Origin of the sequence: Methanimicrococcus hongohii (assembly GCF_032594095.1) — an archaeon.
Lineage (GTDB): Archaea > Halobacteriota > Methanosarcinia > Methanosarcinales > Methanosarcinaceae > Methanimicrococcus > Methanimicrococcus hongohii.
Map to the genome: position 1 here is coordinate 1,219,447 of NZ_CP131059.1, position 25,524 is coordinate 1,244,970.

The window sequence follows — 25,524 nt, forward strand, 5'->3', positions numbered from 1 at the left end:
TTTTGCTTCCCGCGTTGCTTTTGCAAACTCGCTTGATCGCGATTTGTAATTTGAATGATTTTTTGTAATATTCAAAGCTTATTCTGCCGAGATTATTTTAGAAAAACAATCATAAAAGCAGAATCAGCCACAAACCTGCAGTCCGATAAAATATGATTTGCGGGATTGTTTTCAACACACAAAAACAATCCCTTTCTGCAAATCAAAAATCGTTTAGATTTACTGTTTCAGCTGGTTTCTGAAGAAGTCACAGCAGTTGATTTTAGTGTCAAGTGCTTTTTCGATGTTCATCTTAGCAGCGATGCCTTTGGGTGCGCCCGGAACGGATGTGATGACACCGATACCGAGTTCTTCTCTGACATCTCTCATTGCGTATTCGTCTGCCAAGTCAAAGACATCGACACCGACTTTCTTTGCAACGTATTCTTTGGCTTCCTTGATTCTCATGCTCTTGGAAAGTTCCATACGTGCGACAAGGTCGCCGCCTGCGCGGATACCGGTCATGCCGGATGCCATGATGTGTGAAATCGGCATACCGAGCGGGTCACCGACACCGATCTAGAGACCGTCGACATTGGTCATTTCGACCATTGCTTTGCTTGCGCGTGTGACTGCGTCGATCGGAGGTGTTTCAAGCATCGGGATACCGCCGACACCCATACCCATGTCAACATGGAGCGGAATCTTGGAAACTTTTGAACATTCCTTGATGAAGGTAATGGCGCGTGCAAGGTTCCACGGGAAGGAGCGGCTTGTGTTTGTGTTCACGACAGGACCGAAGATGCTTGCGCCTGCTTTTTCTGCAAGTGCAACCTGCTGGTGCGGCCAGAGGCCTGCGAGGATGCTGCCTTCGAATTCAAGCATGCCGTGCATACCGATGATGCTTTCACCGGCCATACCGACTTCAATGTACATGTCAGGGAATTCTTCACGGAGTGCTTTCACTGCGGTAAGGGTACCGTATGCGTCTGCGTCACCTGCTGCGCCTGTTGTGTCCAAGTTGACACCGTCTGCGCCGCTTGCATAGAGTTTCTGCATGATCCAAACGATGTCGCGGGTCAAGTGTTCTGCGGAGTGTTCCATGGAGGCGAATGCTTCGTCAAGCTTGAAAGCTTTAAGCAAGTCTCCCGGGTTCTCGAACGGTCCGTCAGGGGTGTAGTAAAGACCCATGTTCGGCATTGCGCCGTAGAACAACGGAACGATCATGTTCTGCTGTGCGACTTCCATGGCCTGGCATTCGTTGGAAACGATGGGTTTCACGGGTTTGTAACTGTAGTCGATGTGACCGAGTTCCATTGTGTCTGCGCCGAATGCGCGTTCGTGCATCATCATACCGACGAGACGGCTGGACGGGATACCTACACCGCTGTTACCCTGGTCACCGTCGAGGCGGATCGTACTGATGTCGTGCGTCACCGGAACTTCCATACCGAATTCGACAGCAACGGATTTACCGGGCATTGTACAAATTTCAATAATTTTGTCGATTTCGTCACCGGAAAGGTCGGGGACTAAACCGTAGTCGACTGCGTTTGCGGCACCGGCAATTGCTTCTTCTTTGATTTTGTCTTTGGTCATGAAGACGCGTTTACCGTCGCCCATTCTTAAAACATATTCTGTTGCCATTTATAATCACCATTGAATGAATTACAACAGGAACTCTTTTGCTCTGTCAACAGCTTCGGTTGCGTTTTCTGCGTAGCAGTCTGCGCCGATCTTTTCTGCCCATGCGGTTGTTGCGGGTGCGCCGCCGACCATGACTTTAACATTGTCTCTTAAGCCGTTGGCTTTGAGGAGCTCGATAACGTCTTTCTGGCCGTTGAGTGTTGTTGTCATCAAAGCGGACAAGCCGACCATGTCAGCGTTGTATTCTTTAACTGCTTCGATGAATTTTGCGACAGGAACATCTCTGCCGAGGTCGTGGACTTCAAAGCCTGCGGACTGGAGCATTGTCGAAACGATAGATTTGCCGATGTCGTGGACGTCGCCTTCAACAGTGCCGTTGATGATGACTTTTTTGACGGTTGCGCCTGCTTCACCCATGTCGAGTGTGTCAACAGCGGCCTGCATACCGTTTGCGGCCATCATGACGTGGGGAAGGAAGACTTTTCCTCTTTCGAACTGGTCGCCGACTTCGGTCATACCGGCTGCGAGACCGTCAATGATTTCGACGCTGGACATTCCTGCGTCAACTGCTTTCTTTGTAGCTGCCATGATAACATCTGCTTTACAGCTGACCATAGCATCGGATAATTCTTTTAAAATAGCTTGTTTATCCATTATTTATACCTCCGTAAATAACTCTTTTGTCAAAAATTTTGGCTTTTCAGGATGACAAATCAGAATAAGATTTATCAAATTAAGATTTATCAAATCTTTAAATTTAAGATTTTAAATTTAAGATTTTAAATTCAAGATTTATCAAACCAAAAATCAAATCGCAACTTATCAAACAATTTTTGAGATGATTTCTGATTTTTTGCATCAAAATTTTTTAACGCGTTTTTCGTTTGAATCAGGTTTTTCAAAAGATGCAAAATCGTTTGCATCCCCCCGTGTACAATTCGAAAAACCTCCAAAAAATGAATTGTACTGGATATGAAAAGGGCTGAAAAATATAAAGACTAATCCATTTTAAGTTTCTTTTTTGAGAAAAAAATAATACAGGAGTGAGAATTTTAACGATTAATCGCCCATTATAACGGCGTTGTAATTTTCAAACATTTTTACAAAATTGAAGAACAAAGAGAAAATATCGCCGAAAATTCAAACAAAAATAAATAGAAAACAGCATCTAACGAAGCACATAAATTTTTAAAACATTGCCTGCAAAATTTTTATTGCTTCGATAATTTAAAAAAATAAATGAATCTTTTTCCAAAATTATGAATTTAAAAAAATAATTTTTCCAAAAAAACCTCACGAAAAATCATAATAAATGGCAGTCGCATTGGCAGAGTTGAAATTAAAGGAAAGAGGAATGAAAATTTTTGACGGGAAGAATAAACACGCTGATTGAGTTTGTTTTATAAAAATAAATTCTTGGTTTATTAAAGGATGTTCGGGTTTTTTGGATTTAGAAAAAAGATGTTTAGGTTTGTTCAAAATCGAATGAAAAACAAATCATTTCTATCCCATAATATTTGATAATATTTAACAGAATAATATTTAACGAGTACGGCTACACTTTTGTATTTTAAGTTATCGTTTTTGAAAAAATCGCTTTCATTTTATCCTTTTGAAAAATCTCGAGAGTATGAAATATTTATCAAAAGAAGAAACAGCATTAGACAAAACGTCACTGTCCGGAAATATTGTTTCAGAAAAACCTCGAATTTTTGACGAATACAGCACATTTTTTATTCCTTATACTGATCGAAAAGATTTGACGCCGTCTGAAAAAACATGTGTCGGTAACTATCAGGATGTTCATTTTTGGAACACGCAAAAACGAAATTGGAGTTTTAAACTGCCGAAACATTGGGAAACAAAACCATGGTGTTATGCAATTAATTCATGCTTTAGAGATGGTGCATTTTATGATTTGCTGATAGACGAAGAAAAAGAATTGATTGACTTTAACATTCAAAATCTTAGAAGTGCAATTCTAAAAAGCAAATCTGATCGAGAATATTTTGTCTATCGCGGTGTCACCGACATCAATTGGCTCAAAAATCCGAAAGTCGGAACGACATACACAGACAAAGGATTCGGCAGTTTTACATTGGATTTCAATCGTGCATACCAATATACAGATATTGAAAACCCGATTATTTTCCAACTGAAAATTGAAAAGGGAATGAACGTTTTGTTTATTGATCGGGCTGAATGCGAGATGTTAAGGTTGAATAACTCTGAATATATAATCACAGATATTGAAAAAATATTCTTTAAGAAAAATCTAAATAAAGAAACAACCGTATACTCTATTGAAATATTTAAAAAGTGATTATTTATGTGGTATGAATCATTCGATGAAATTTTTACTTACACAGGAGAAGCACCTGAGCCGACTCCTGAAGAAATGAAAAAAAGAAAACAAACGTTAAAAGAAGGACATGAGGATATTGAACGCCAAATTCAACGTATTGAAATGGGTTTCAAATTAGACGGAACGCGATACAAAGAAGGTGAAATCTATTTATTCCGAAAATAATTTTTCTTCTTTTTTATTTTCCATCCATTTTATTTTCCGGCTGCCGCCGCGCGCGATCCGCTCCATTTTTTAAAAATAAAATAAAAATTAAACCTCGTTTTTCTTCCGCATCCCGATTGCCTTGCACCGCCTGTTAGCGCAAAACTCCGCCGCATCTTTTCCCTGTTCTTTTACACGGAACAAATTCCAGCCGCAAATCTCACATTTTTGGTCGAAAAAAAATTCCTCGTTTCACTCGGAATTTTTCAACTGCAGCGGGAGGGAGGTGTTTGTTTGCAGTGGGAGGGTGGTGTTTGTTTGCAGCGGGAGGGAGGTGTTTGTTTGCAGTGGGAGGGTGGTGTTTGTTTGCAGTGGGAGGGTGGTGTTTGTTTGCAGTGGGAGGGTGGTGTTTATGAAAAAATCGCTGCGCGATTTTTTTTGCCACTTTTAGGCGGCTGCGCCGCGGTAAAAACAAAAAAATACAAAAATGAAGGGCGGGTTTGATTAAAAGTTTTATAAAAATGATGCAGCTCGCGCGCGATGCCCGCCAAACCAAAACTTTTACTCCGCTTCCGCTTTCTTCCGCATCCCGATCGCCTTACACCGTCGATTCGCGCAAAACTCTGCTGCATCTTTCCCCTGTTCTTTCACGCGGAATAAATTCCAGCCGCAAATCTCACATTTTTGGTCCAAAATCGTCATCCTTCCTTTGTCGGGCAAAGACTGCGTGTGACCGCATTGAAGCGTGCATTTCAGGAAGCGACCGTCCTTATACTCGATCAGTTGCATTTCACCCTCTTTGCAGCGCGGGCAGGCGCCGACAACTTCGGGCGGGTTGCAGGTGATGTTTTGATCGCAGCTGAAGCAGGGGCCGATGCCGACTGCCCATTCGTACTTTTTCCCCACATCTAAAACAGCAGCGCCGCCTTTCGGGCAATTCTTGGTTCTCAAAACCGTGATTGCGCCGGCTTTCGGCAGCGGATATGTTTCAGAGCAGTCGGGGTAGCCGACGCAGCCGACAAATCTGCCGTTATCGGTCGTCACGATTCGAAGCGCATTTTGGCAAACGGGGCAGACACCGATATAATTTTTCTTGTCTTCTTCCGCCGCTTCCGTCTTGATGCTGCCGCTGAGTTTTGTAACCAATCGGTCTTTGTTTTCTGTCAAATCGGCATACATTTGCTTAATCAATTCTGTTCCCGTTGCGACAGCCTCTTCCATGCTGATTTTTCCGTCTTCGACCTGCTGGATCAATTCTTCAATTTGCGCGCGGATTTTCGGCTGAATCAAAATCGGAACGGACGCGTCCAAACTTTCCATCAGCATATAACCCGTGTTGAGAATAGACAGCGTTTTTCCTTTCGCTTCAAAATAGCCGCGCTTTTTATTTGTTTCAATATGTGCCGGCGCCGTTGCTTTTGTCCCGATTCCGTTTTTATCCATCAGCGTCAAAAGTTCGGCTTCGGTCAGCTTCTTCGGCGGTGCCGTTTTAGATGCCGTGTTTAAAATTTTCTTAACGCCGGTCGTGTCGCCTTCATCGATATTCGGCAGGAATTTGTCGTTTTTCGTTTCAAAATCATAAATCTCAAGCCAGCCGGCGAATTTCTTAATCGATCCGGCCGCGTCAAACAAATCTTCTTTGATCTTCATTTCAAGCTTCGTTTTCTCAAAAATTGCCGAAGGCATCAGGTTCGCCAAGAAGTGACGGCAAATCAAATCATAAACGACATACGCGCCGGGAAGTTTGACCATGCTTTCAACAGTTTGTTTGTTCGCGCCGCGAATCGGGTGAATCGGCGGGTGGTCTTTTGCGTCTTTTGGACCGTTTTTCGCTTTAATTCCGCCCTCTGCGGTCACGATTTGAGAAACGGTTTTCGTGTAATCGGGATTTTTCGCCAAATCCGCTAATATCGTTTTATAATCAAAATCATCGGCGTACTTGTTTGTTTCCGTTCTCGGGTAACTCGTTAAACCCGACAGGTAAAGCTGCTCGGCAATTTCAAGCGACTTTTCAGGACTGATATTCAAAAACGATGACGCGCGCTTTAAAAATTCGGTCGTGTTGAGCGGAACGGGCGGCGCCAAACTTTGTTCTCGAACATCTTTCTTATTGACTGTCGCCGTTTTTTCGCCTTTGATCCGCGCCATGATTTCGTCGGCTTTTGATTTCTCGGAAATATTTCCGGCGCGGTGCGTTCCCGTAAAAACATTGCCGCCGGCATCAAAATCTGCCGTGATTTTCCAAAAGTCTTTGGGCTGAAATTCCCGAATCAATTTTTCGCGCTCGTAAACAAAACCGCACGTCGGCGTCTGACACGGGCCGATGGACAAAATTTCTTTCGTAAACGCTTTTTCGCGCACGGAAAGTGTCACATATCTTGTGAACGCGGCGCCCATTTTCAGGTCTAAAATTTGTCGGGTTTCGGCAGCCATTGCCAAAGCCGCATCCGGCTCTCCCGGATTGTCAAAAGCATTTTCGATTTCATTTTGAGAAAACGTTGAATAGCGGGCGCGTTTGATCGGAACTTTTGCGACGCGTTCGGCAAGCTCTTTGGCTTCAAAACCGATGTTTTCGCCTTCGCGGTCATAGTCGCACGCCAAAATGATCATCTCAGCTTCCTTTGCTAACTTTTCAATCGCGAACGCAAAGTTTTCTTTCGTCACCATTTTGATCGGCGAAATATCTAAAAGCGCTCCCGGCGAGACGCCTGTCCAGCTGTTGTATTCGGCGGGGAAATCGTAACCCATGATGTGGCCGGCAAGTCCCGAAATTGCCCATTCCTTTCCGTTTCGAGTAAAACGGTAAACGGCAATGCCTTCTATGGAAGTGCGTTTGTAATTGCCTTTTCCGAGAATGTTGGCAATCTCTTCAGCCGCTTTATTTTTTTCCGCGAATGCAACAATTGTCATTTCCCTCTCTCCAATCCAATTTTTTAAAATTTAATCATCATTCATATTAAAATCCAGAATTCCCGGCTTCATTGTTCTTAAATCAACGAACGGCACTTTTGCAGGATTCGGAACGATATTGACTTTTTTCTGGAAATCCGTTTGCGCCTGCCAGGTTCCCGAATTAATTAAAAGAATATTTTTGTAATTCTGAATGCCGATTGTATGAACGTGTCCGCAGTGAATGATATCGGGAACCTTGTCAATGATCAGATAATCTTTTTTTTCGGGTGAAATCATGACGCGGCTGCCGTAAGTCGGCGCCAAGTGGCGGCGCTTGACCATTTCAACCATTCCCGTCGTCGGTTCCTGATAAGTTACGCCTTTGATGCTTGCAACCATGTCATCCATGGAACAGCCGTGATAAATGTGAACGCAGACACCGTCAATCGAAATGACGGCAGGATTGCCGACAAACGTCACATTTTCCGGAAACATTCTCTGAATTTCTTTTGAAAACGTCACCTGCGGCTCGGCGCGGCGGACCGCGTCGTGATTGCCGGGCGCAATTATGACGTGAATATTCTGCGGGATCCGATGGAAATATTCCGCCGTCGTTTCATATTGTTTCGTTATTTCTTTGATTTCCAAATCGTGTTCCTGTCCCGGGTAAATTCCGATTCCGTCAACGATGTCGCCGGCAACGATAATGTAGCGGATTTCCGATGCCATTTTCTGAAGCTGCGGGCTTTCCGATTTGCAGTTCAAAAAGTCTAAAAAAGCTTCCCATTCTTCTTTCATGAATTCCTTGCTGCCGACGTGGATATCTGAAATAAAAAGCGCGTATCCTTCTGATCTTCGGCGGTTGGAAGTGTAATTGTTCGGAACATCCGGCTGCGTAATTTTGCTCGCCATTAAAATCGTTCCTTCCGGCGTTAAATTTCCCGTGATTCCGACGATTTCATCCAAAATCAATTTCTCGGCCTGTTCTATTAAATCCGTGTCTCGCTGATTAATCAAAACGGGAAATGTGCCTGTCGGATCTTCAAGCGTCAGAATAAGATGCTGATTCCCGGTTGTCGTTTTTTCAGAAACCATTCCGATGATTGTAATTTCAGAATTTCCTTCTTTAGATGAAAGCGGTTTGACGCCTTTTCCTTTCGGCAGACTTTCAATCGGGCGCGAGCTGACGCGGGAGCGGATCATTTCGCTGATGCGTGTATATCTGTCTCGGAAATATTGAACGAATTGATTGTATTCGCCGACGCTCGTTGTTTTTTCAGTGACGTCTTCCAAAACATCGACCATGTTGTCATCAAACGAATATTTATACGGAAATTCCGTATCAATCGAATCTGTCAGAAAAGAGGGCGCTGCCGGAGCCGGCGGGGCAGTCGCGGCAACCGATGCTGACGCTGCCGATGATGCAGATGTTGCAAACGCTTCATTTTCTTCCGAGCCGTTTGCTTTTGCCTGTTCTTCCAAAGATTTTACAAAAGGCTCTAAATGTTCGGTTTCGATAACGAAAACCGACAGATCAATGCTTGAGAAGATTTCGGGAAGACAGTTTTCGGAGAGGCGGCAGTTTACTAAAAAGTCAACGGCTTCTTTGTTGATCATGAAACCTGCTTCTGATGCTCTTTCTAAAATGACTGTCTCATCCATTTTGATCTCTCGGCGTTTTTGCTTTCAGAATCATTCCCTGAAATAAATAGTCTCTGATTCTTTTAAAATAGTCTCAGATTCATTTAAATTACAGTTTCAGCCTCCGCCTTTAAGCTGTGATTTTAGGATTGAGTCTCAGAGTTTCGATTTTTGAGCTTTGAATCGGATATAATTTTTTTAACTGAGTCTCTTCTTAACTAAGGTTTTAGATATAGTATTTATACAAACACTCTTATTATTTCAGCAAGTAACTTATTTATTAGTTCGTTGGTAATAACTTTTATTTTATTTTTTATCCTATATGCAGGTGAAGTTATGTTAGATAATGAGCAGTTGAAGGGGTTGGCGAAAGACATCGGCATTGTGATAGGCATTGTTGTTGCTTTTTTACTGATCTGCTATCTTGTTTTCGGCTTGTGGACGCCGATGTATGTTGTTTCTTCGGGCAGCATGGAACCGAATATGAATGTCGGAGATATTGTTTTTGTCAGAAGCATTGACCGCGCTGACGTTGTCACGTGGGCTGACGCTGAAAATATGTCCAAAACACGAATCAAATTCGGAAATCCTGGTGATGTGATTCTGTATCGGCCGTACGGCAACGAAAGTTATACACCGGTGATTCATCGAGCGATGTATTATGTGGAAGCCGGCGAAGAAATGTGGCCGGGCGGACCGGTTGCGCCGTATGCCGGATATATTACGAAAGGCGATAACGAGCAAACCAATTCACTCTTGGATCAGCAGACAACGATCAGTTTCCAAACGCCGATCAAAGAAGAATGGATTATCGGAACATCACAATTTAAGGTGCCGTTTATCGGAAAGATCAGATTATTGTTCTCTCCCGACCGTTTGCCTTTCTGATCGATTCATTCGATTTTGATGTAAAGTGAATTTAATTCTCTTTACATTTCTTTTTCCTTTGAATTTTTTACATTTCTTTCATTTTTACATTTTTTTCGTTTTTACATTTTTTTCATTTCTGTATTTTTTCAATTTTACATTTCTTTTTATCCTTTTGCGTATTTCTTTAAGCAGCAAATATTTTTTATTTGAAGTGAGGGAGCGTATGGACACTGATTTTGTAAACTTGACAACAGAAAACCTTGCCGATGAGCATTTATGCTGTATTATCCGTACAAAAAAGCTTCATCCCGGTGTTGAAGCAAAACGGCAATGGCTTTCGGATCGACTCAATGAAGGTCATGTTTTTCGAAAGTTAAATGCGAAGGCGACTGTTTTTATTGAATACGCGCCTCTTGAAACGGCTTGGGTTCCCGTCGTCGGTGACAACTATTATTATATATATTGTTTATGGATTTTGGGCAGCGACAAAGGAAAAGGATACGGAAAAGCGCTGATGGAATATTGTTTGGCGGATGCCAAAGAAAAAGGCAAATCCGGCATTTGCATGCTCGGCGCGAAAAAACAAAAATCTTTTCTGTCTGACCAGTCTTTTGCGAAGAAATTCGGCTTTGAAGTTGTTGACACGACCGATAACGGATATGAATTGCTTGCGCTTTCTTTGGACGGAACAACACCAAAGTTCGCTCAAAATGTTAAAAACCAAGGAATTGAAAACAAAGAGCTGACGATTTATTACGATATGCAGTGCCCTTATGTTTGGCAAAGCGTTGAGTTGGTCAAACAATATTGTGAAACGAATGACGTTCCTGTTTCTTTAATTCAAGTGGACACGCTGCAAAAAGCAAAGGAGCTGCCGTGTGTTTTCAATAATTGGGCTGTTTTTTACAAAGGAAATTTTGAGACCGTGAATTTGCCGGATGCTGCCTACTTAAAGCGAATACTTAAAAAATGAAATGCGATTCATTCGGCGGCGCGGCCGCGCGCGAATTGCTCCATTTTTGTTTTATTTTTTTAAACTTGTTGCTTGTGTTTATTTTATTTTTTTCAAAACTTGCTGCTTGTTTTTATTTTGTTTTTCAAATCCGTCTGTCGCTTTTACTTTATTTCTCATCGGAAACCTAAACATCCAATATTAAAAAAATCGGTGAACCTGAACGCCTGATAAAACCCTAAATAAATGTTTTAGATTTTCGATAAAAGAAGGCGTTCCGTTTTTGAATTATTTTTATGAAAAATGATGTTTCAATTGAATTCAAATTAAATGAAATTTTTAAAACCGACCCCGCAAGTTGAGTTTCCGAAGCGAAGCGAGGAAACGAGACTTGGCGGATTCTTCCCATACGAAATGAAAAATTAGAAACGGTCCGATTTTTCAGCTGCGTTCGGCTCCGGCAAAGTGCTTTCTTGCAACTGTCTTTTACTGTTGCGCTGCCGAGCAGGTTTACGTTTCCGCTTGCATCTGCTCATTTTATAAAAATCCGTTCGAATTCGCGAACGTGCCGCTGCTACCTTACAGTCTCTGTTTACAGCCGCTACCGCCGCGCGCGAATCGCTCCATTTTAATTTTGATTTTCAAACACGATACACATTTTCATAAAACAATCAAAACCAGATTTTGTTTTTCAATTTTTATATTTCTGATTAGTTTCGTTCCGCTCGGGCAGTCTTTAAATTCTATGACTGCAGTTATTTTTCAAATTCATTTCCAATAATTCATTCAATTATCATTCTATAAATTCATCAAATTATCAAATTATCAAATTATCAAATTATCAAATCGAGGCAGATTGTGGCGGCAAAAAAAGAAAAAGGCGTTTCTGTCAAAAATAAGGAAAATAAACCGGCGGAAACGGAAGATATTTGGCTTCCTGTAGATAATCTGCCGATTTCAGAGCGCGTCAAAAACTTTTACATGGATTCCGGAATTCAAAAACTTTATCCGCCGCAATCCAAAGCCGTTTTGGCAGGGCTTTTGGAAGGCAAAAATGTTTTGATTTCCATTCCGACCGCTTCCGGAAAAACGCTTCTTGCAGAACTTGCCATGCTTCAGAGTTTGGAGCAGGGCGGCAAATGCCTTTACGTCGTTCCGCTCCGCGCGCTGGCTTCCGAAAAATTCCGCCGTTTTTCCGAATTCAGAGAACTCGGCTTCCGTTCCGGAATTTCAACAGGAGATTTAGACGAGCGTGACGAAAATCTCGGCACGAATGACATCATTGTCGCGACATCGGAAAAAGTGGATTCTCTCATCCGCAACGAAACGCATTGGCTTTCACAGATTTCCGTTGTCGTTTTGGACGAAGTCCATTTGCTGGATTCCAAAGACCGCGGACCGACGCTTGAGATCGTCATTACAAAATTAAGACGTTTGAATCCGAAAATTCAGATAATCGCGCTTTCAGCGACGATTCAAAACTCCAAAGAAGTTGCCGATTGGATGAAAGCCGAATGCGTTGTCAGCGACTGGCGTCCGACAAAGCTTTACGAAGGCGTTTATTATGACGGCGTTTTTGAAGGCGAAGTGATTCACACGCGCGAAAAAGTAACGCGGGAAATCGAACTTGTCGGCAAAGGAAAAGAAGCAGGCGTATCGCTTGCGGCTGACGCGATTCGAAACGGCGGGCAATGTCTTGTTTTTACAAACAGCCGGAAAAACGCGGCAGGATTTGCCAAAAAAGCGGGACCCGTCATTCAATCTTATTTGACGGTCGAAGAACAAGCGGAATTAATGGATCTCTCTTATGAAATAACGGACCGCAGCGACACGGATGCCGCCAAAGTGCTTGCCATTTGCATTCGAATGGGCGTTGCTTTCCACCACGCCGGACTCTCTTCCGATCAGCGTGAATTGGTTGAAAAATCATTTTTGGCAGGCAAAATCAAACTGATTTCATCAACGCCGACACTTGCCGCCGGATTGAATCTGCCGGCTCGGCGCGTTATTATCGCAGCCTGGCGGCGGTACGATTCCAACGAAGGCATGCAGATGATTCCCGTCATGGAATACAAACAAATGGCCGGAAGAGCAGGCAGACCGCACTTGGATCCGTACGGCGAATCCGTTTTGATTGCAACAAAGGAAGAAGATATTGACAAGCTCAAAGAAATGTATATCGAAGCCGAACCCGAAGCGGTTGAATCCAAACTCGGCGCAGAAAACGCGCTTCGAACGCACGTTCTTTCAACGATTTCAAACGGATTCGCATACACGCGCAATCAGCTTTTGGATTTTTTCAAAGGCACATTTTTCGCATATCAACGCGGCTTGCTCAGCACAATCGCGCTTAAAACGGTAATTGACACCTGTTTGGATTTTTTGATCGAATCGGAAATGTGCGTCGAAGATAAAGGCGACAATTCCAAAGGCACCGAATCGGATGATTCGGTTGAAACAAGTCCGTTTGTGACAGCCGATAAAATCAATTCAACAAAAGAAAAAGATGATTATCCGCTTTACACGACGAAAATCGGTTCGCTCGTTTCAAAACTTTATTTGGATCCGCTTTCAGCGTCCGTTATTCTTGACAATATCGAAAAAGCGGAAAATGAAAAGATGAAGCTGACGGATATCAGTCTTCTTCATTTAATCTGCATGACAACAGACATGAAGCTCTTGTATATGAAAAGCGGCGATTATCTTCCGGTGACGGAGTTTGCCGCCGAAAATTGCGATCATATCATTTCAATGCCGCCTGTCAAAAATTCCGCCGAATTTGAATGGTTTTTGGGTGAATTGAAAACAGCGATTCTTCTCTATCGCTGGATTTCCGAAGTTCCCGAAAACGAAATTTCAAAAGAGTTTGACGTCGGCGAAGGCGATATTCGCCAATTTTCCGAAACCGCTTCCTGGATTGCGAATGCCGGCGCGCGTTTGCTTAAAATGAGCGGCTCGCCCTATGCCGGGCTTTTTTCCGACATGGAAATCCGTCTTCAATACGGCGCTTCCATTCAGTTGCTGCCGCTGGTCAAAATCCGCGGCATCGGTCGCGTCAGAGCGCGCAAACTTTACAGTGCCGGATTCAAATCCAAAGAAGCATTCAAACCCGCCGACTTTACAACCGTTGCCGGATTGATCGGTCCGAAAATTGCCAAACAGCTTTATGATGAAATCGGAATCGATACAAGCGGTTATGTCGTGAAAGAGACGAGAAAGAGAACTCCAAGAGGTGACGATTTTGATGAGCCCGATTCGGATAATTCATCTTCGAGCGGTAAGATTCAAAAAAGATTTGATGATTTTTATTAAATAATTTTATGGTTGTAATCTGTTAGCGATTATTTTTCTGAATTTCAGGTTGCATTGGGAGGCAGGTGTGTGTTTAAATTTTGCTCGGCTTCGCTCACAAAATTTCATCGGGCAGTGGGAGGGTGGTGTTTGTTTGCAGTGGGAGGCAGGTGTTTGTTTGCAGCGGGAGGGAGGTGTTTGTTTCTGCTGCTGCCTTCAGATTTTCGTTACCGCTGCTGCTGCCCGCCCGTCATCGGAAACACACACAGCCGCGCGCGAGCTGCTCCGCTTTTAAAAAAACAGGAAAAATGAGAGACGAAATAAAATAAAATAAAAAATAAATAAAAAATAAATAAAAAACAGTTTTATTTTTTGATCCAAGCCGAAGGATCAACTTTGTAGCCGCCGCCCGATCTTAAAATAGAAGGGTATTCAGAGATTTCTTCAACCGTAAATTTTAATGAATCCGAAGAAAAACGCTCCCAAATATCTTTCCAAGGAATCGCATACGCTTCGCGCGAGTGGCCTGCGCCGTAACGAAGTTCGACCGCCAAAAAACCGCATCTGCCGGAATGATTTAAAAAATCGGTGATACGTTCGATTTGATGAACGCCTTTTTTATCCGTTGTAAAATGCTGCGTAAAATAAAGCGCCTTCGTCCCTTTTTCAACGGAGATGCTTTTGCATTCGATCCCTAAATAATAATCGGGATGGAGCGAATCAACTAAAACATCCAAAAACTGCGCCGTAAATCTGTGCTGTTTAAGCCGGTAAGAAATGCCGCGCATATTTTTTTCTTTAAAATAATTGTTAAAAGAAGTCACTAAGCCTCTTTCAAATTCTGTCATGATTCAAAAACGGGAACATGATATAAGAGAATTTGCCGCGCGGAGAGAAAGTATTCAATTATGAAATATTATACAAAAGAATAAGATATAATTCACTCATATAAAAAAAATGAGAGATGTGCCGTGGTCGACAACATCAATATCGTAGAAAAGCCGATAAATCGGCAACATGCATAGATCCGTCACGGAACGTTTTTCAGGAATTTAAGATAAAACGAACTAAATCGGGGCTTAACTTGGTATCTCTCATATGTGAGATGATATCCTCGGCCGAAACGTTATTTTCCTTTAATTCATTAATTGTGTCAAGTGTTTCCTTGGGGATTTCAAAATATTCATTGATATCTTTTCTGTGTCCCCAAACGTCCCCTTCTAAAAGAGCAACATTTTGCATTGCTAAAAACATCTGAATAGATTCAGACAATGTTTTCTTGTAAGAACTCGGTATATGAACTGCTTTAACACTCGGGCAGAGTGAAACCAATGTCATAACATCCTTATTTGAAGGGCGGAATGCCAAATGAACAATTTTGTCACCTGATTTCAATGTTCCGATCTCTTCCTTAGAACTGACAATTCTGATTTTCATTGCTCCCTCTCTCTCTGTTTTTTGATAATAGATTTACATATTATAGATGCATCACGATTAATCATTAGGAAAAAGTCCCGCATGAGACTAATCTGTGATGAGAGTTAGTAAAAGGTATAATTGAAACAGATATAATTAAAGGTTTTGTTTCAAAACTTCATTAGATAACCCTATACCTTAGTACTTACTTAATATTTGCCAGTTGTTTTTACCAAAAAATATAATTGGATAATACTGTTTAAAAATAAAACCGACGAAATATCGGATTGAACTGAATGACAAATTAAGTACGTGTTAAGGAAGAATTTGAATATGAAATTTAAATTCGGCATTAACTGAAATTATATATCGAAAAAAACATTTCCTTTATATAAATTTTATTGAACTTATTAAATTAGATTTAGTTTGAAATAGAAATATAATATTAGAGACTTGAAATAAAGAGAAGAAGAGACATTATTAAGAAAAGTTGAATGATTACATATAAGAAATGATTATCATTAAGAATACGTCTGAAAATGTACATAATAAATTCAATATCATTCGACACTTCTCCGGAAATTGCCTTTTGTAAATTCGGATCCGTCATTTGAAATGGAACTGTTTTTAGAACCATTTTTAAAATCATTCTTAGAATCATTTTTAGAATCGTTTTTTTGATCAGAAGCAGCAGAAACCGCAAGTCTTGCCAACTCCGTTTTATAATGTCGAATCAATGAAGAAATTTCTTCTGCGGTATGACCGATCCCGTCAATTCTGAAAAACATAAGATCCGCATCAAGAAGCTGATTCAGCAAATCAAAAGCATTCAGCTCGCGGGAATTAAAAACATGATTTCTGCCAACGGTATCGACCAAAACCGGAAACATATAATTTTTAGAATCTTTCAAAACATAATCGAACAAGGAAATCGATTCTGATTTTGAATCTAAGTTTGAGTTTAAGTTTGAATTGAGATTTGAATTGGAATTAAAATTTGATTTTGAATCGAAATTTGATTTTGAAATATTTTGATTTTTGTCTTTTTCACACTCTTCATTTATTTTCAAAAGTGATTGGAGAAGCGGGTGTTCGGTCACCATCAGTCTTTGTCTGCCGTGAACGGTGCATTCGAAAGCCGGGGAATCGCCTTTCAAAACCGCCGCCTGAATAAGTTTTTTAATTTCAGAAATTGACAATTCCGGAGACAATAAAACAGAAGAAACGCCGTCTTTTAAGAAAAGATGAGCGGCGTCGGAATTAAAAATATTGAACGAGGAATCCGCGGCAATTTTGAAAAAACTCGAAAATTCCGGATTTGAGCGAATAAATTCGTAAACACCGACGTTGGATGCCAAAATTCCGGAAATTCCGATTTCTTTCAAACACATAGAAATCCGGTGCAATGACTCGAAATCTTCTTCTTTTGTGATAAAAGGCGTTCTGAAAAAGATTTTTTCCTTATCGGCTGTCGACAATTTTTTGGAAATATCTGAAATCATGCCAGCTGAAATGCCGTATTCAATTAGAGTAAGCGGGTCTTTGAAAACGTCGCCGCCGATATAGATTCTGTCGGCACCCGCTTCCAATGCCGCAAACAATCCGCTTTCGGAATAAACGCAAACGGAAATCTGAGCATAAAAATCAGGAGCAGAGATCTCATTTGCGTTTTCATTGGTTTTAGAATCAAGACGGGAACAGGAATGAGAGTCGGCACAAGAATCGGAATTAAGAGTCGGATCCGCGGCAGATTGTCTTCTCTTTTCAATAATTCTTTCATTAATCAATGCCTGCAAAGCTTTATTTCTGATATTTTTGAATTCCCCGACGGGAACAAAACATTCGCCGATTACGGAAACATCGGCGGACTCTGCCGAATAAATTGTGCCGCCGAGTTTTAAAAGAATGTCTTTTGCCTGTGTTTCTGAAAAAGGATTCTTTTGAGACGGCTCAACAATATAATCGGATGATACAGTCACTTGTCGGCCGTCGGCATCGGACACTGTCATAAAAATCGGAAAACCAATCTCAATTTTGCATTTGAATGAAACAGGAATTTGAAGAGATTCGGCAGGTGATAACTTTTCAACCATTTCGGAAATCCGGAAATTCTTTGAAAAGCGAGTGGAAGAATCAGAATCAAAATCATTGGAAGAATGCGAATCGGAATCATCAGAAGAAATCGAATCAAAATCATCGGAAGAATCAGAATCATCAGGAGAAATCGAATCGGAATCAAGGCCGGAATCGACATACGCGTTCAAAACGGTTTGTTCGATAAAAGCATCTCTTTCCTCATCATTGCTGCCTGCTGCCGGAAACGTTTTTAAAATATCCCTTTGGAGTTCAAAATCAAACGTTTTGTAAACGGAATCCCCGACTGCGGGAAGATTGTTTCGCGCGCCCGATGCTGTTTGCGGAAGCGGGATTTCAACGGTTTCGCCGGATTTTGCCTTGCTGCAAATTTTATTTCCGGCAAACATTTTCTTAACCGTAAAACCGATGCGCGGGTCTTCCGTTGAATTCATATTTTTGCCGATGTCGCCGATAGAAATGCCATCGTGGGCGGATAATTCCGTCGCCAGAAGAACCGAAATATTTGATTTTTTGCGGTCAACATTTGTGATTTTTCCGATTAAAATCCCTTTATTGTACGGCAATTTTCGGCTCATCAATTCGTTGCCGGGATTTTTCAGGAAATAACCTTGTGTAAAATCGCGATTGAAAAGCTTTTTGAGTTTTTCTTTTTCAAGAGATGTCGGCTTAAATTTTCCGGAAGATTCGGCCGAATCGGAAGAAAACTTTTTTAAAATTCTGTCAATCAAATCGCGGTAAACGGAAACGACGCCCGCAACATATTCGGGCTTTTTCATGCGCCCTTCGATTTTAAAAGAATCAACGCCTGCACGAATCAGTTTTTCAATATTTTCCGAAGCGTTCAGATCTTTCGGACTGATCAGATATTGACCGTCCGTTGAAACCGATTCGCCGCCGACGAGCAAATCGTACTTTTTACGGCACGGCTGAGCACATTTGCCGCGGTTGCCGCTGCGGGAGCCGACAAGGCTGCTGAACAAACACTGCCCCGAATAGCAAATACAAAGCGCGCCGTGAACGAAAGTTTCAACTTCAACGCCTGTTTTTTTGATTTCAATCAGTTCCGGAATTGAATTTTCGCGCGCGGGAACGACGCGGGAAACGCCGTGCCGTCGAAGAAAAGCCGCGTGATAAGAATTGTGAATCGTCATCTGCGTGCTGGCGTGAACGGCAAAATCAGGGTACAATGCGGCAACTCTTGCCAAAAAACCCAAATCCTGAACAATGACGCTGTCAACGCCGTGACGATAAAGTTCGTCAAACAAAAGCATGACATCATCCAATTCGTCGTCACGGTAAAGCGTATTCAGCGTGACGTAGACTTTTTTGCCGAACGCGTGGGCGTAGTCCGTTCCGGCCGCAAGCTCGAAGTCGGAAAAATTGCCGGCGTATGCGCGCGCGCTGAAGCGGGAAGCGCCCATGTAAATCGCGTCCGCTCCGTTTTGAACGGCTGCCAACAGCGAAATCAGAGTGCCGGCAGGCGCCAATAATTCGGGAGAAAAATCAGCAGAAGAATTTGAAGAAGAATTTGAAGAAGAATTTGAAGAAAAATCAGCAGAAAAATTTGAAGAAGAGTCTGAAGAAGAGTCTGAAGAAGAATCTGAAGAAAAATCCGAAGAAGGATCTGTTTCAACTTCATTTGAACAGTCATCGGGCAAGTTAGAAACGGACACAAAAACACCTTGAAGCAGATAATGATTGATAACAATCTGAAAACAGGATACACTTTAAAATAACTTTGCGTTCAAAAATCAAATGTTCAAAAATCAAATTATTGAAAAAAAGGAATCGAATGAACGCACAAATTATAAAAATGAGGAACAGGACCGCCGGAAAAAATTCGGCGATCCGTCCGTTTTTATGAGGGTGTCAACTTGGTTAAATCAGTTGACGTAAGCGTCATAAAATGACATATCAAAGAGTTCTTCGGATGTCAATGCTCTTGGGACCAATCCCTGTTCGTACTGAGATTTGGCGTAAGAGACGACATACGCTTCAATGACGTGCGGATCGGAAATCCATGCGCCGTCCCAGTCACTGATGGATTGAAGAACGATACTTTCGGACACCTGAGTCACGTTTGCATAATATTTTGCCGCCGTTTGGGGGTTTTCGTTTGCATATTTGGTTGCGTCGACGTGGATTTTAACAACATTTGCGACAACCTCGGGATATTCGTCAATGAATTGCTGGCTGACGGCCAAAACGCAACAGGCGTGAGCGGGTGACATTTCGCCCGAGTCCAGGATGACTTTTCCGTCGCCGGCCGCGACAATAATGGAAGGCGCGGGGTGCGGGAGGAAAACAGCGTCAACGGATCCGGATTTCAAAGCGGTTTGCGCTTCGCCCGAGTCCATTCCTTTGATATCGACTTTTGAAAGATTCACGCCGTTATCGGTAAGCCAGCGTTTGAGGAGGGTGTCCTGAATGGAGCCCGGCGGGAAAGTGGCAATGCTCTTGCCTTCAAAGTATGACGGGTCAGTATATTCGGCATCTGTCGGGATGACCAGGCCTGAGCCGTTAATTTGAACGGCCGCGACAATCTTTAAGTCGGAATTGTTTTGGGCAACTGCCGGAATTAAGGGCGCTGCGCCGATGTAGGCGACTTGAATGGCGCCGGATGCAAGCGCTGTTGCTTCGGACGGGCCGCTTGGGAAAGACTTGTCGCTGACATTGTTGACTTCGTCCATCTTCGTTAAATTGTCGGACCACCAGCCGAGTTCTTTGGCGGTGGTGTAAGCCATTTGGTGCGTGCTCGGCTGAAAACCGATGACGACATCTGTTGTTTCGCTGTCGCCGCCCAAGCAGCCTGAAAATGCGACGGCCGCAACCAAAATGGCAGCGAGAGTGATAAACATTATTTTTTTCATAATAAACCTCCGTAACTCAAAAACGATCTCAATACATGAATTCTAAAGAGTTTTCAATCAATCAAACGAATTTAAAAATTCATAATAAAATAAATTTAATAATAAAATTTAATCATTGGGAAGTATTTCGAGAAAAAATTGAAACGGCTAATACAGGGGAATGAATAGGGGGACATACTTACGAGCTGTAGAAATATGTCTGCGTTATTTTTTTATTTTTCCTCGAAACACTTGGTTCCGAATTATTTAACCGAAAATTCGGAAGAACGGCAAATTAATGGAGTACGGTTTGAAATTAAACCGTAAATAATAATCTGCCTGAAATTCATATAAAAAACTATCCGAAATTGATCGAAAATTGACACTTTTGTGATAATTTTTTATACCATGTTTCCCAATACGGACAATTATCAGCCTGAAAATTATCGAAAAAATGACAAAAACCAAAAAAATAAACTAAAAATAAAACAAAATTAAAAAAATAAAGCATAAAAATAAAAAAATTAAAAATAAAACAAAAAACGAACGAATTTGAATGAAAATAATAAATTCAAAAATAAAAGATAAAATATAAAAATGAAAATAAGGATTAGAAAACGACAGGGGGAATGAATAAATGAATGCATCCGAACGTTTAATTTATGCTGCTTTTGAATCGGACGAAACTTTTCGAATTGTATTATATCGCGTCATCAAAGAAGATTTGAATATGAGTGCTGCGGATTTCGCAAAAGAAGCCGGCATTCCGTACAGTACGCTTTACAAGATTTTATCGGGGAATCGGGCGCCGAATATCAAAACGCTGAGACAGCTTGTCTACACGGCTAAAAAATATGAAATGCCCGACGCGAATGAATTTATCGCCGTCATTGCCGCCCGTATGGTTTTGGATACGATCACGGAAACGAAAAGAAAAATCGGCGGCCGTTTGATCACGGTGAAAGAATATTCGGCAAATTCAATTGAAGAAGCAATTATTGTTGCAACGCGCGCCGAGCGCGACGGCGCAAAAGCGCTTGTGTGCGCGCCGATTGTCAGCCATACGGTTGAAAAGATCGTTTCGATTCCGGTCACCACGATCATGCCCAAAGAAAGTATCACGGCAGCAATTGAAATCGCGATGAAAAAGATCGGATAAAAAATATATTTTGTTTCCTTTTTGTCCTAATAAATTGATTTTGAGGAATTTGAAAAACAATTCCTTTCTTCAACTCTTTTTTAATCCATTTTTGAAAAATTTAAAACCGAACCCCGTTTTTTTGAAATATTTTTAAGATTTATGCGACTTGCGCGCGGCAGCCGGACAAGCGCATTGCCGAGACAGCAACGCATCATTTTTTCAAACATTAATAATCAAATCAAAACAGATGTAAAAACAATTTAAAAACAATCTAAATCAAGTGAAGAAATATTTCAAAAAAGGAAAGAGAAGGTTTGGAAAGATCCAAACCTGTCATTTAAATTTTATTTTATCAAATCTTATTTCTTTTTGAATTTTGATTTGACATCGTCGAAGATTTCCTGAGCAACGTACTGATAGTTATCCTTGGTTGCGCCTTTCACACCGAAAAGGTATGCCACAAATCCGATAACTGCAATGACAATGATTGCAAGAAAGGCAAGAATAATGTACAGAATCGTTGAACCGAATTTTGCTTCGCCGACAGTAACGGTCGACATGCTTGACGGCAGGTCAATTGTTCTGTTTCCGCTGCTGGTTTCAACCAACGTCAAAGTGTAAGTTCCTTCTTCGGTCGGTTTGACGGACAAACTCACGTTCTTGGATTTGCCCATGTCAACAGAAACGGTGGAATTGTCCTGAGCAACAATGTTTCCGCTGCTGTCTCTGAGAATCAAAGACATATCGTGTGAACCGTCTTTAATGCCGTTGTTAGTCACAGTGAAAGTGAGTTTAATCGCTTTCTTTGCGGACGGCTCATCCGGGCTCATGGAGAAGCTGCTGTAAACAAAAGCCACTTCCTGAGAAACATTGATGGTGGTCGTTCCGTTGTTGTACTTATCTTTCATGACATTAATCGTCACGTTTCCTGTGGTGTTGAATGTGTGACTCAGCATACCCGAAGAATTGGTCGTTCCGACTTTTTCGCCGCTGATGAAGACTTCGGCATCACCGAGTGCCGTGCCGTTCAAAGAATCGGTTGCCGTGATTGTTGCAGCCGTCCCGAAGTAAACGGTTTCAGGGGAAACGCGGACTGTCATGTTGATGAGTTTTTCTGCGACAGTCAAACTGGCATTTCCTGCCGTGTAACCGGATTTTTCGGCGTTCACTCTGAAAGTTCCGACAGCGCTTGTCGTGTAGTTGATTTCACCGGAAGAGTTGGTTGTGCCGACGGTGGATCCGTTGATTGTAACGGTAACGCCTTCAATCGTGACTCCGCGGTCAAGGACTGTGATTGTAACGGTGTCGCCTGAAACAACGGATGAGTCGGACAATTGGACATCTAACGGATCGGATGAACCGATTTCTTTTTCGACGACCGGCGCGAATCTTAATGTATTATCATCACTGTCACCGACTTTGAAGTACATGGAATTGTTGCCGACTTTCATAAATTCGACATCATCGCCATTAGACAAAGTGATTGAACCGTCGTTTTCCATAACAATTCCCGTGGAACTGACGCTTGTCACTTCCATTTTGCCGTAGGTTGTTCCTTCTTCAATCTTTGTCAATTCATCAGATGCTTGGAAGATACCGGATATTGTTACAAGACTGCTTTCAGTACCCATGAAAACTGCATCAACGTGAACCCTAACAAAAGTTGTGTTCTCGCTGCCTGAACCGATTTTCTTGGAATAGTTCAAATCGCTGCCGGATTGAACGATTTCGGAATAAAGTTCTTTACCGTCTTTTTCAACAACAAGCAAAGCACGGTTGCCGTTGACGTCAATCTGACTGGCTCTGACGGACACGCCTTCTTCAAGAGAGAGAGATTGGTTGACGTACATATTTCTCTTTTCATCGGTGTCGACCAAAACTTTGGACAAGTTACCGTTGCTTAAGAGACCGCCGCCTGTTCCGGCGTAGTACTTTTCGCCCATGAAACCGATAACGACATAATTTGTCCAACCGTCGTATTCATAGTCAACAACGGTTGTATTTGCAGTGTAAATCAATTCACCGTCTGCGATTCTGCGTGTTGAGCTCAAATCGGTTTCGATTGTGATACTTTCGGAGTCCGCGATATCATCATTGATGTCATAATAGAAACCTTCAAAGTTTTGAGGTGTCCATTCATAAACGATGTATTCGGAATTACCGAAATCGGAAACTGTACCGCGGATCTCGTAAATTCCCGGGTCGGTGTATTCGATTGTCGGAGCAAATCTTAAAGTGCTGCTGTCAGCGACGATGAATTTCATTTTGCCCATCAAAGTAACTTCAGAGTCTTGGCTCAAGCTGACTCTTTCGCTGTTGGTCATTGTAATTGTACCATTACCCGTAGAACTATCAATGTTGACGCTGTCGATTTCCATTTTGTCGATTTCGGTTCCGCTTTCAAGTTTCACCAAGTCATCAGAAATCTGGAAAATACCGTCAATTGTCACGAGACTGCTTTCAGTACCCATAAAAACACTTCTGACATGAATCATGATAAACGGAACTTTTGTACCGCTGATGTTTTTCTCATAAGTAAATGTTGCATTGTTGTTGATATTGACAACACTGCTGTTTAATTCCTTGCCGTCTTTTTCAACAACAAGTAAAGCGGCATTACCGTTGACATCGATTTGATCAATTCTGACGGAATATCCTTCTTCAAGTGCAATGTATTGACCGACACGGTAGTTTTCACTGTCATCATTGTCGATTAAAACTTTAGACAAATTGCCGTTCTTCATCAAACTGTCAGAACCTGAGCCTGCATAATATTTGTCACCCATGAAACCGACAATCTGGTAAGAGTCCCAGCCGTCATATTCAAAATCAACATCAGAAGTTGTTGTTTCGTAATAGATATCTCCTTTAGCAATTGTACGACCAATATTTTCAATTTTCATGAATTCGCTGCCTTGACCGGTGTCCAAATCATAATAGAAGCCGGAGAAACTGCGAGCAGTCCAGTTATATGTATCACCAAGAGATTTATCGGGATCAGATTCATCCCAAATACGGTCACCCGTTGTGCTGGGAATAACTTTGAGAGTCCATGTTAACGTTTGAGTAGGGTTTGTGCCGTCGTCAATAGTCAATTCTAATGTGTAATTTCCTGTTGTGTCAGGCTTCCATTCAAAAGTATCCTCGGTTGCACTTGTAACATTATTCTTTGTTTCAATCGGATTGTTGGTCGTATCATCTGTGTAATTCAACACCCATGAAAAAGAAACAGCGCTTGTTGTGACAGCTTTTAATTTAAAAGTCGTGCCTTTTTCAATATCATCAAGCGTTTTTACTGTACCGTCAGAATTTAAAAAGTCTTCCATTTCAGTTACATCAAAAAGATTTGCTGCGGCTAAAGTAACTGTATTCGTGTTGAACAAACTGTAATTAGTACCATCTGTTCCGCGAACTTCAAGAGTATATGTTTCACCTGCTGTTAAACTGTTAACAGTAATTGTATTGCCTGTAACAGTATCGCCGGAAGAAACAGTCGTTGTGGAATTATTAACAGTATAATTGATGTAATTGGTCCAATTGGATAAGGTCCAAGTAATTGAATTTGTGGTGTTTACTTCAGTAATGTTAACGTATTCAAAAGTAGCTACAGGAACAAAGTCGCTGTAAAGAATATTGGGAGATGTACCATTCGTTGCTCTGATTAAGATAACAGTATCTTCAGAAACATTGCCGCCAACCATTGCAGTATTTCCTGTGACATCAGTCCAAGTTCCTTTAGAGTTAATCTGAAGTGTTTCATCATTGACTTGAGTCCAGTCCCATGTTACATTAAATTGAGTGCCGGTTGAATCAGATGTTGATTTAAAGTTTGTAATCGAAGGTTGAGCCAGCACAGCAGCTGGAGCTGCAACACTAAATGATGTTGTCCCAAAATCTGTAGAATCACTATCATTTGAAACAGTAGCCAAATAATTACCTGCGGTAAGAGTTGTGCTACTGAAAGTGTACGGAGAACTGGCCGAGTTATTATAAACTTCAGTAGTTGCACCATCAGGACCTGTAATAACTAAGAGATATCCGGACGGAGTTGGGTTATCATCATTCCAACTAATTTCAATTGAGTATGATGAAGTATCACCAGTACCACCATCATCCGATACAGAAATTGTTGCGCTCGCCATACCTGCCATAGAAAGCAGAATCAGTAGAACGACCGCGTATTTTAATAAGCCTTTCATAATTTGTACCTTTATTTTTATCAATTTTTCAAAATTTTCTA

At 41.7% G+C, this 25,524-nt stretch carries 18 protein-coding genes and 1 pseudogene; 10 read left to right on the forward strand and 9 right to left on the reverse strand.

The window, feature by feature from the left end; all coding sequences use genetic code 11:
- Positions 1 to 219 precede the first annotated feature (219 nt).
- Positions 220 to 1,626 (reverse strand): annotated as a pseudogene (mtbB, locus tag MmiHf6_RS05655) ([dimethylamine--corrinoid protein] Co-methyltransferase).
- Positions 1,627 to 1,647: 21 nt separating this feature from the next.
- Complete coding sequence (gene mtbC / locus MmiHf6_RS05660) at positions 1,648 to 2,280, reverse strand: dimethylamine corrinoid protein MtbC (protein WP_316556830.1); 633 nt, start codon at positions 2,278 to 2,280, stop codon at positions 1,648 to 1,650.
- Between the two features lie 976 nt (positions 2,281 to 3,256).
- Here mtbC and MmiHf6_RS05665 point away from each other — a divergent pair.
- The 3 genes from MmiHf6_RS05665 to MmiHf6_RS05675 all read left to right on the forward strand — a co-directional run bounded on the left by MmiHf6_RS05665 (position 3,257) and on the right by MmiHf6_RS05675 (position 4,586).
- Positions 3,257 to 3,949 (forward strand): ADP-ribosyltransferase family protein, encoded by a 693-nt coding sequence (locus MmiHf6_RS05665; RefSeq protein ID WP_316556831.1) that lies wholly within the window; start codon positions 3,257 to 3,259, stop codon positions 3,947 to 3,949.
- Positions 3,950 to 3,955: 6 nt separating this feature from the next.
- Complete coding sequence (locus MmiHf6_RS05670; RefSeq protein ID WP_316556832.1) at positions 3,956 to 4,156, forward strand: hypothetical protein; 201 nt, start codon at positions 3,956 to 3,958, stop codon at positions 4,154 to 4,156.
- Positions 4,157 to 4,421: 265 nt separating this feature from the next.
- On the forward strand, positions 4,422 to 4,586 hold the full coding sequence (locus MmiHf6_RS05675) for a hypothetical protein (RefSeq protein ID WP_316556833.1): 165 nt from the start codon (positions 4,422 to 4,424) through the stop codon (positions 4,584 to 4,586).
- Between the two features lie 110 nt (positions 4,587 to 4,696).
- Here MmiHf6_RS05675 and MmiHf6_RS05680 read toward each other — a convergent pair whose 3' ends face one another.
- Both MmiHf6_RS05680 and MmiHf6_RS05685 read right to left on the reverse strand, forming a co-directional pair.
- Positions 4,697 to 7,045, reverse strand: a complete 2,349-nt coding sequence (locus MmiHf6_RS05680; protein WP_316556834.1) for a DNA topoisomerase — start codon at positions 7,043 to 7,045, stop codon at positions 4,697 to 4,699.
- Between the two features lie 30 nt (positions 7,046 to 7,075).
- Positions 7,076 to 8,689 carry a DNA-directed DNA polymerase II small subunit gene (locus MmiHf6_RS05685; RefSeq protein WP_316556835.1) on the reverse strand — a complete coding sequence of 538 codons (1,614 nt, stop codon included), beginning with the start codon at positions 8,687 to 8,689 and terminating at the stop codon, positions 7,076 to 7,078.
- Positions 8,690 to 9,004: 315 nt separating this feature from the next.
- Here MmiHf6_RS05685 and MmiHf6_RS05690 point away from each other — a divergent pair, with 315 nt between their 5' ends.
- The 5 genes from MmiHf6_RS05690 (at position 9,005) to MmiHf6_RS05710 (ending at position 14,110) form a co-directional block, all read left to right on the forward strand.
- The gene (locus MmiHf6_RS05690; RefSeq protein WP_316556836.1) at positions 9,005 to 9,556 is read left to right on the forward strand and encodes a S26 family signal peptidase; all 552 of its coding nucleotides are present in this window, start codon (positions 9,005 to 9,007) and stop codon (positions 9,554 to 9,556) included.
- 205 nt (positions 9,557 to 9,761) lie between these two features.
- Positions 9,762 to 10,511 (forward strand): GNAT family N-acetyltransferase, encoded by a 750-nt coding sequence (locus MmiHf6_RS05695; RefSeq protein ID WP_316556837.1) that lies wholly within the window; start codon positions 9,762 to 9,764, stop codon positions 10,509 to 10,511.
- A 452-nt stretch (positions 10,512 to 10,963) separates the two neighbouring features.
- A complete protein-coding gene (locus MmiHf6_RS05700) occupies positions 10,964 to 11,122 on the forward strand; it encodes a hypothetical protein (protein WP_316556838.1) in 159 nt (52 codons plus the stop codon).
- 226 nt (positions 11,123 to 11,348) lie between these two features.
- Positions 11,349 to 13,802: an ATP-dependent DNA helicase gene (locus tag MmiHf6_RS05705; protein ID WP_316556839.1), complete on the forward strand. Its 2,454-nt coding sequence runs from the start codon at positions 11,349 to 11,351 to the stop codon at positions 13,800 to 13,802.
- 80 nt (positions 13,803 to 13,882) lie between these two features.
- The gene (locus tag MmiHf6_RS05710) at positions 13,883 to 14,110 is read left to right on the forward strand and encodes a hypothetical protein (RefSeq protein WP_316556840.1); all 228 of its coding nucleotides are present in this window, start codon (positions 13,883 to 13,885) and stop codon (positions 14,108 to 14,110) included.
- A gap of 36 nt (positions 14,111 to 14,146) precedes the next feature.
- Here MmiHf6_RS05710 and MmiHf6_RS05715 read toward each other — a convergent pair whose 3' ends face one another.
- From MmiHf6_RS05715 to MmiHf6_RS05725, 3 genes are all read right to left on the reverse strand, one after another.
- Positions 14,147 to 14,629 carry a hypothetical protein gene (locus tag MmiHf6_RS05715; RefSeq protein WP_316556841.1) on the reverse strand — a complete coding sequence of 161 codons (483 nt, stop codon included), beginning with the start codon at positions 14,627 to 14,629 and terminating at the stop codon, positions 14,147 to 14,149.
- Between the two features lie 196 nt (positions 14,630 to 14,825).
- On the reverse strand, positions 14,826 to 15,218 hold the full coding sequence (locus MmiHf6_RS05720) for a DUF1699 family protein (protein ID WP_316556842.1): 393 nt from the start codon (positions 15,216 to 15,218) through the stop codon (positions 14,826 to 14,828).
- 539 nt (positions 15,219 to 15,757) lie between these two features.
- The gene (locus MmiHf6_RS05725; RefSeq protein ID WP_316556843.1) at positions 15,758 to 18,751 is read right to left on the reverse strand and encodes a U32 family peptidase; all 2,994 of its coding nucleotides are present in this window, start codon (positions 18,749 to 18,751) and stop codon (positions 15,758 to 15,760) included.
- A gap of 13 nt (positions 18,752 to 18,764) precedes the next feature.
- On the opposite strand from MmiHf6_RS05725, the gene MmiHf6_RS05730 reads away from it, so the two are divergent.
- Positions 18,765 to 18,980 carry a hypothetical protein gene (locus tag MmiHf6_RS05730; RefSeq protein ID WP_316556844.1) on the forward strand — a complete coding sequence of 72 codons (216 nt, stop codon included), beginning with the start codon at positions 18,765 to 18,767 and terminating at the stop codon, positions 18,978 to 18,980.
- Between the two features lie 197 nt (positions 18,981 to 19,177).
- On the opposite strand, the gene MmiHf6_RS05735 is transcribed toward MmiHf6_RS05730, so the two are convergent.
- Positions 19,178 to 20,164, reverse strand: a complete 987-nt coding sequence (locus tag MmiHf6_RS05735) for an ABC transporter substrate-binding protein (protein WP_316556845.1) — start codon at positions 20,162 to 20,164, stop codon at positions 19,178 to 19,180.
- Between the two features lie 616 nt (positions 20,165 to 20,780).
- Between MmiHf6_RS05735 and MmiHf6_RS05740 the strand changes: the two genes are divergently transcribed.
- Positions 20,781 to 21,302, forward strand: a complete 522-nt coding sequence (locus tag MmiHf6_RS05740; protein WP_316556846.1) for a helix-turn-helix domain-containing protein — start codon at positions 20,781 to 20,783, stop codon at positions 21,300 to 21,302.
- 341 nt (positions 21,303 to 21,643) lie between these two features.
- On the opposite strand, the gene MmiHf6_RS05745 is transcribed toward MmiHf6_RS05740, so the two are convergent.
- Entirely contained in the window at positions 21,644 to 25,483 is a 3,840-nt protein-coding gene (locus MmiHf6_RS05745; protein ID WP_316556847.1) for an S-layer protein domain-containing protein, read from the reverse strand.
- Positions 25,484 to 25,524: the final 41 nt, after the last annotated feature.

What these genes read in the sequence shown, in the direction of transcription:
- mtbC (WP_316556830.1), bottom strand. Translation starts at nt 2,280, where the DNA reads ATGGATAAACAAGCTATTTTAAAAGAATTATCCGATGCTATGGTCAGC.
- MmiHf6_RS05665 (WP_316556831.1), top strand. Translation starts at nt 3,257, where the DNA reads ATGAAATATTTATCAAAAGAAGAAACAGCATTAGACAAAACGTCACTG.
- MmiHf6_RS05670 (WP_316556832.1), top strand. Translation starts at nt 3,956, where the DNA reads ATGTGGTATGAATCATTCGATGAAATTTTTACTTACACAGGAGAAGCA.
- MmiHf6_RS05680 (WP_316556834.1), bottom strand. Translation starts at nt 7,045, where the DNA reads ATGACAATTGTTGCATTCGCGGAAAAAAATAAAGCGGCTGAAGAGATT.
- MmiHf6_RS05685 (WP_316556835.1), bottom strand. Translation starts at nt 8,689, where the DNA reads ATGGATGAGACAGTCATTTTAGAAAGAGCATCAGAAGCAGGTTTCATG.
- MmiHf6_RS05690 (WP_316556836.1), top strand. Translation starts at nt 9,005, where the DNA reads ATGTTAGATAATGAGCAGTTGAAGGGGTTGGCGAAAGACATCGGCATT.
- MmiHf6_RS05695 (WP_316556837.1), top strand. Translation starts at nt 9,762, where the DNA reads ATGGACACTGATTTTGTAAACTTGACAACAGAAAACCTTGCCGATGAG.
- MmiHf6_RS05715 (WP_316556841.1), bottom strand. Translation starts at nt 14,629, where the DNA reads ATGACAGAATTTGAAAGAGGCTTAGTGACTTCTTTTAACAATTATTTT.
- MmiHf6_RS05720 (WP_316556842.1), bottom strand. Translation starts at nt 15,218, where the DNA reads ATGAAAATCAGAATTGTCAGTTCTAAGGAAGAGATCGGAACATTGAAA.
- MmiHf6_RS05735 (WP_316556845.1), bottom strand. Translation starts at nt 20,164, where the DNA reads ATGAAAAAAATAATGTTTATCACTCTCGCTGCCATTTTGGTTGCGGCC.
- MmiHf6_RS05740 (WP_316556846.1), top strand. Translation starts at nt 20,781, where the DNA reads ATGAATGCATCCGAACGTTTAATTTATGCTGCTTTTGAATCGGACGAA.
- MmiHf6_RS05745 (WP_316556847.1), bottom strand. Translation starts at nt 25,483, where the DNA reads ATGAAAGGCTTATTAAAATACGCGGTCGTTCTACTGATTCTGCTTTCT.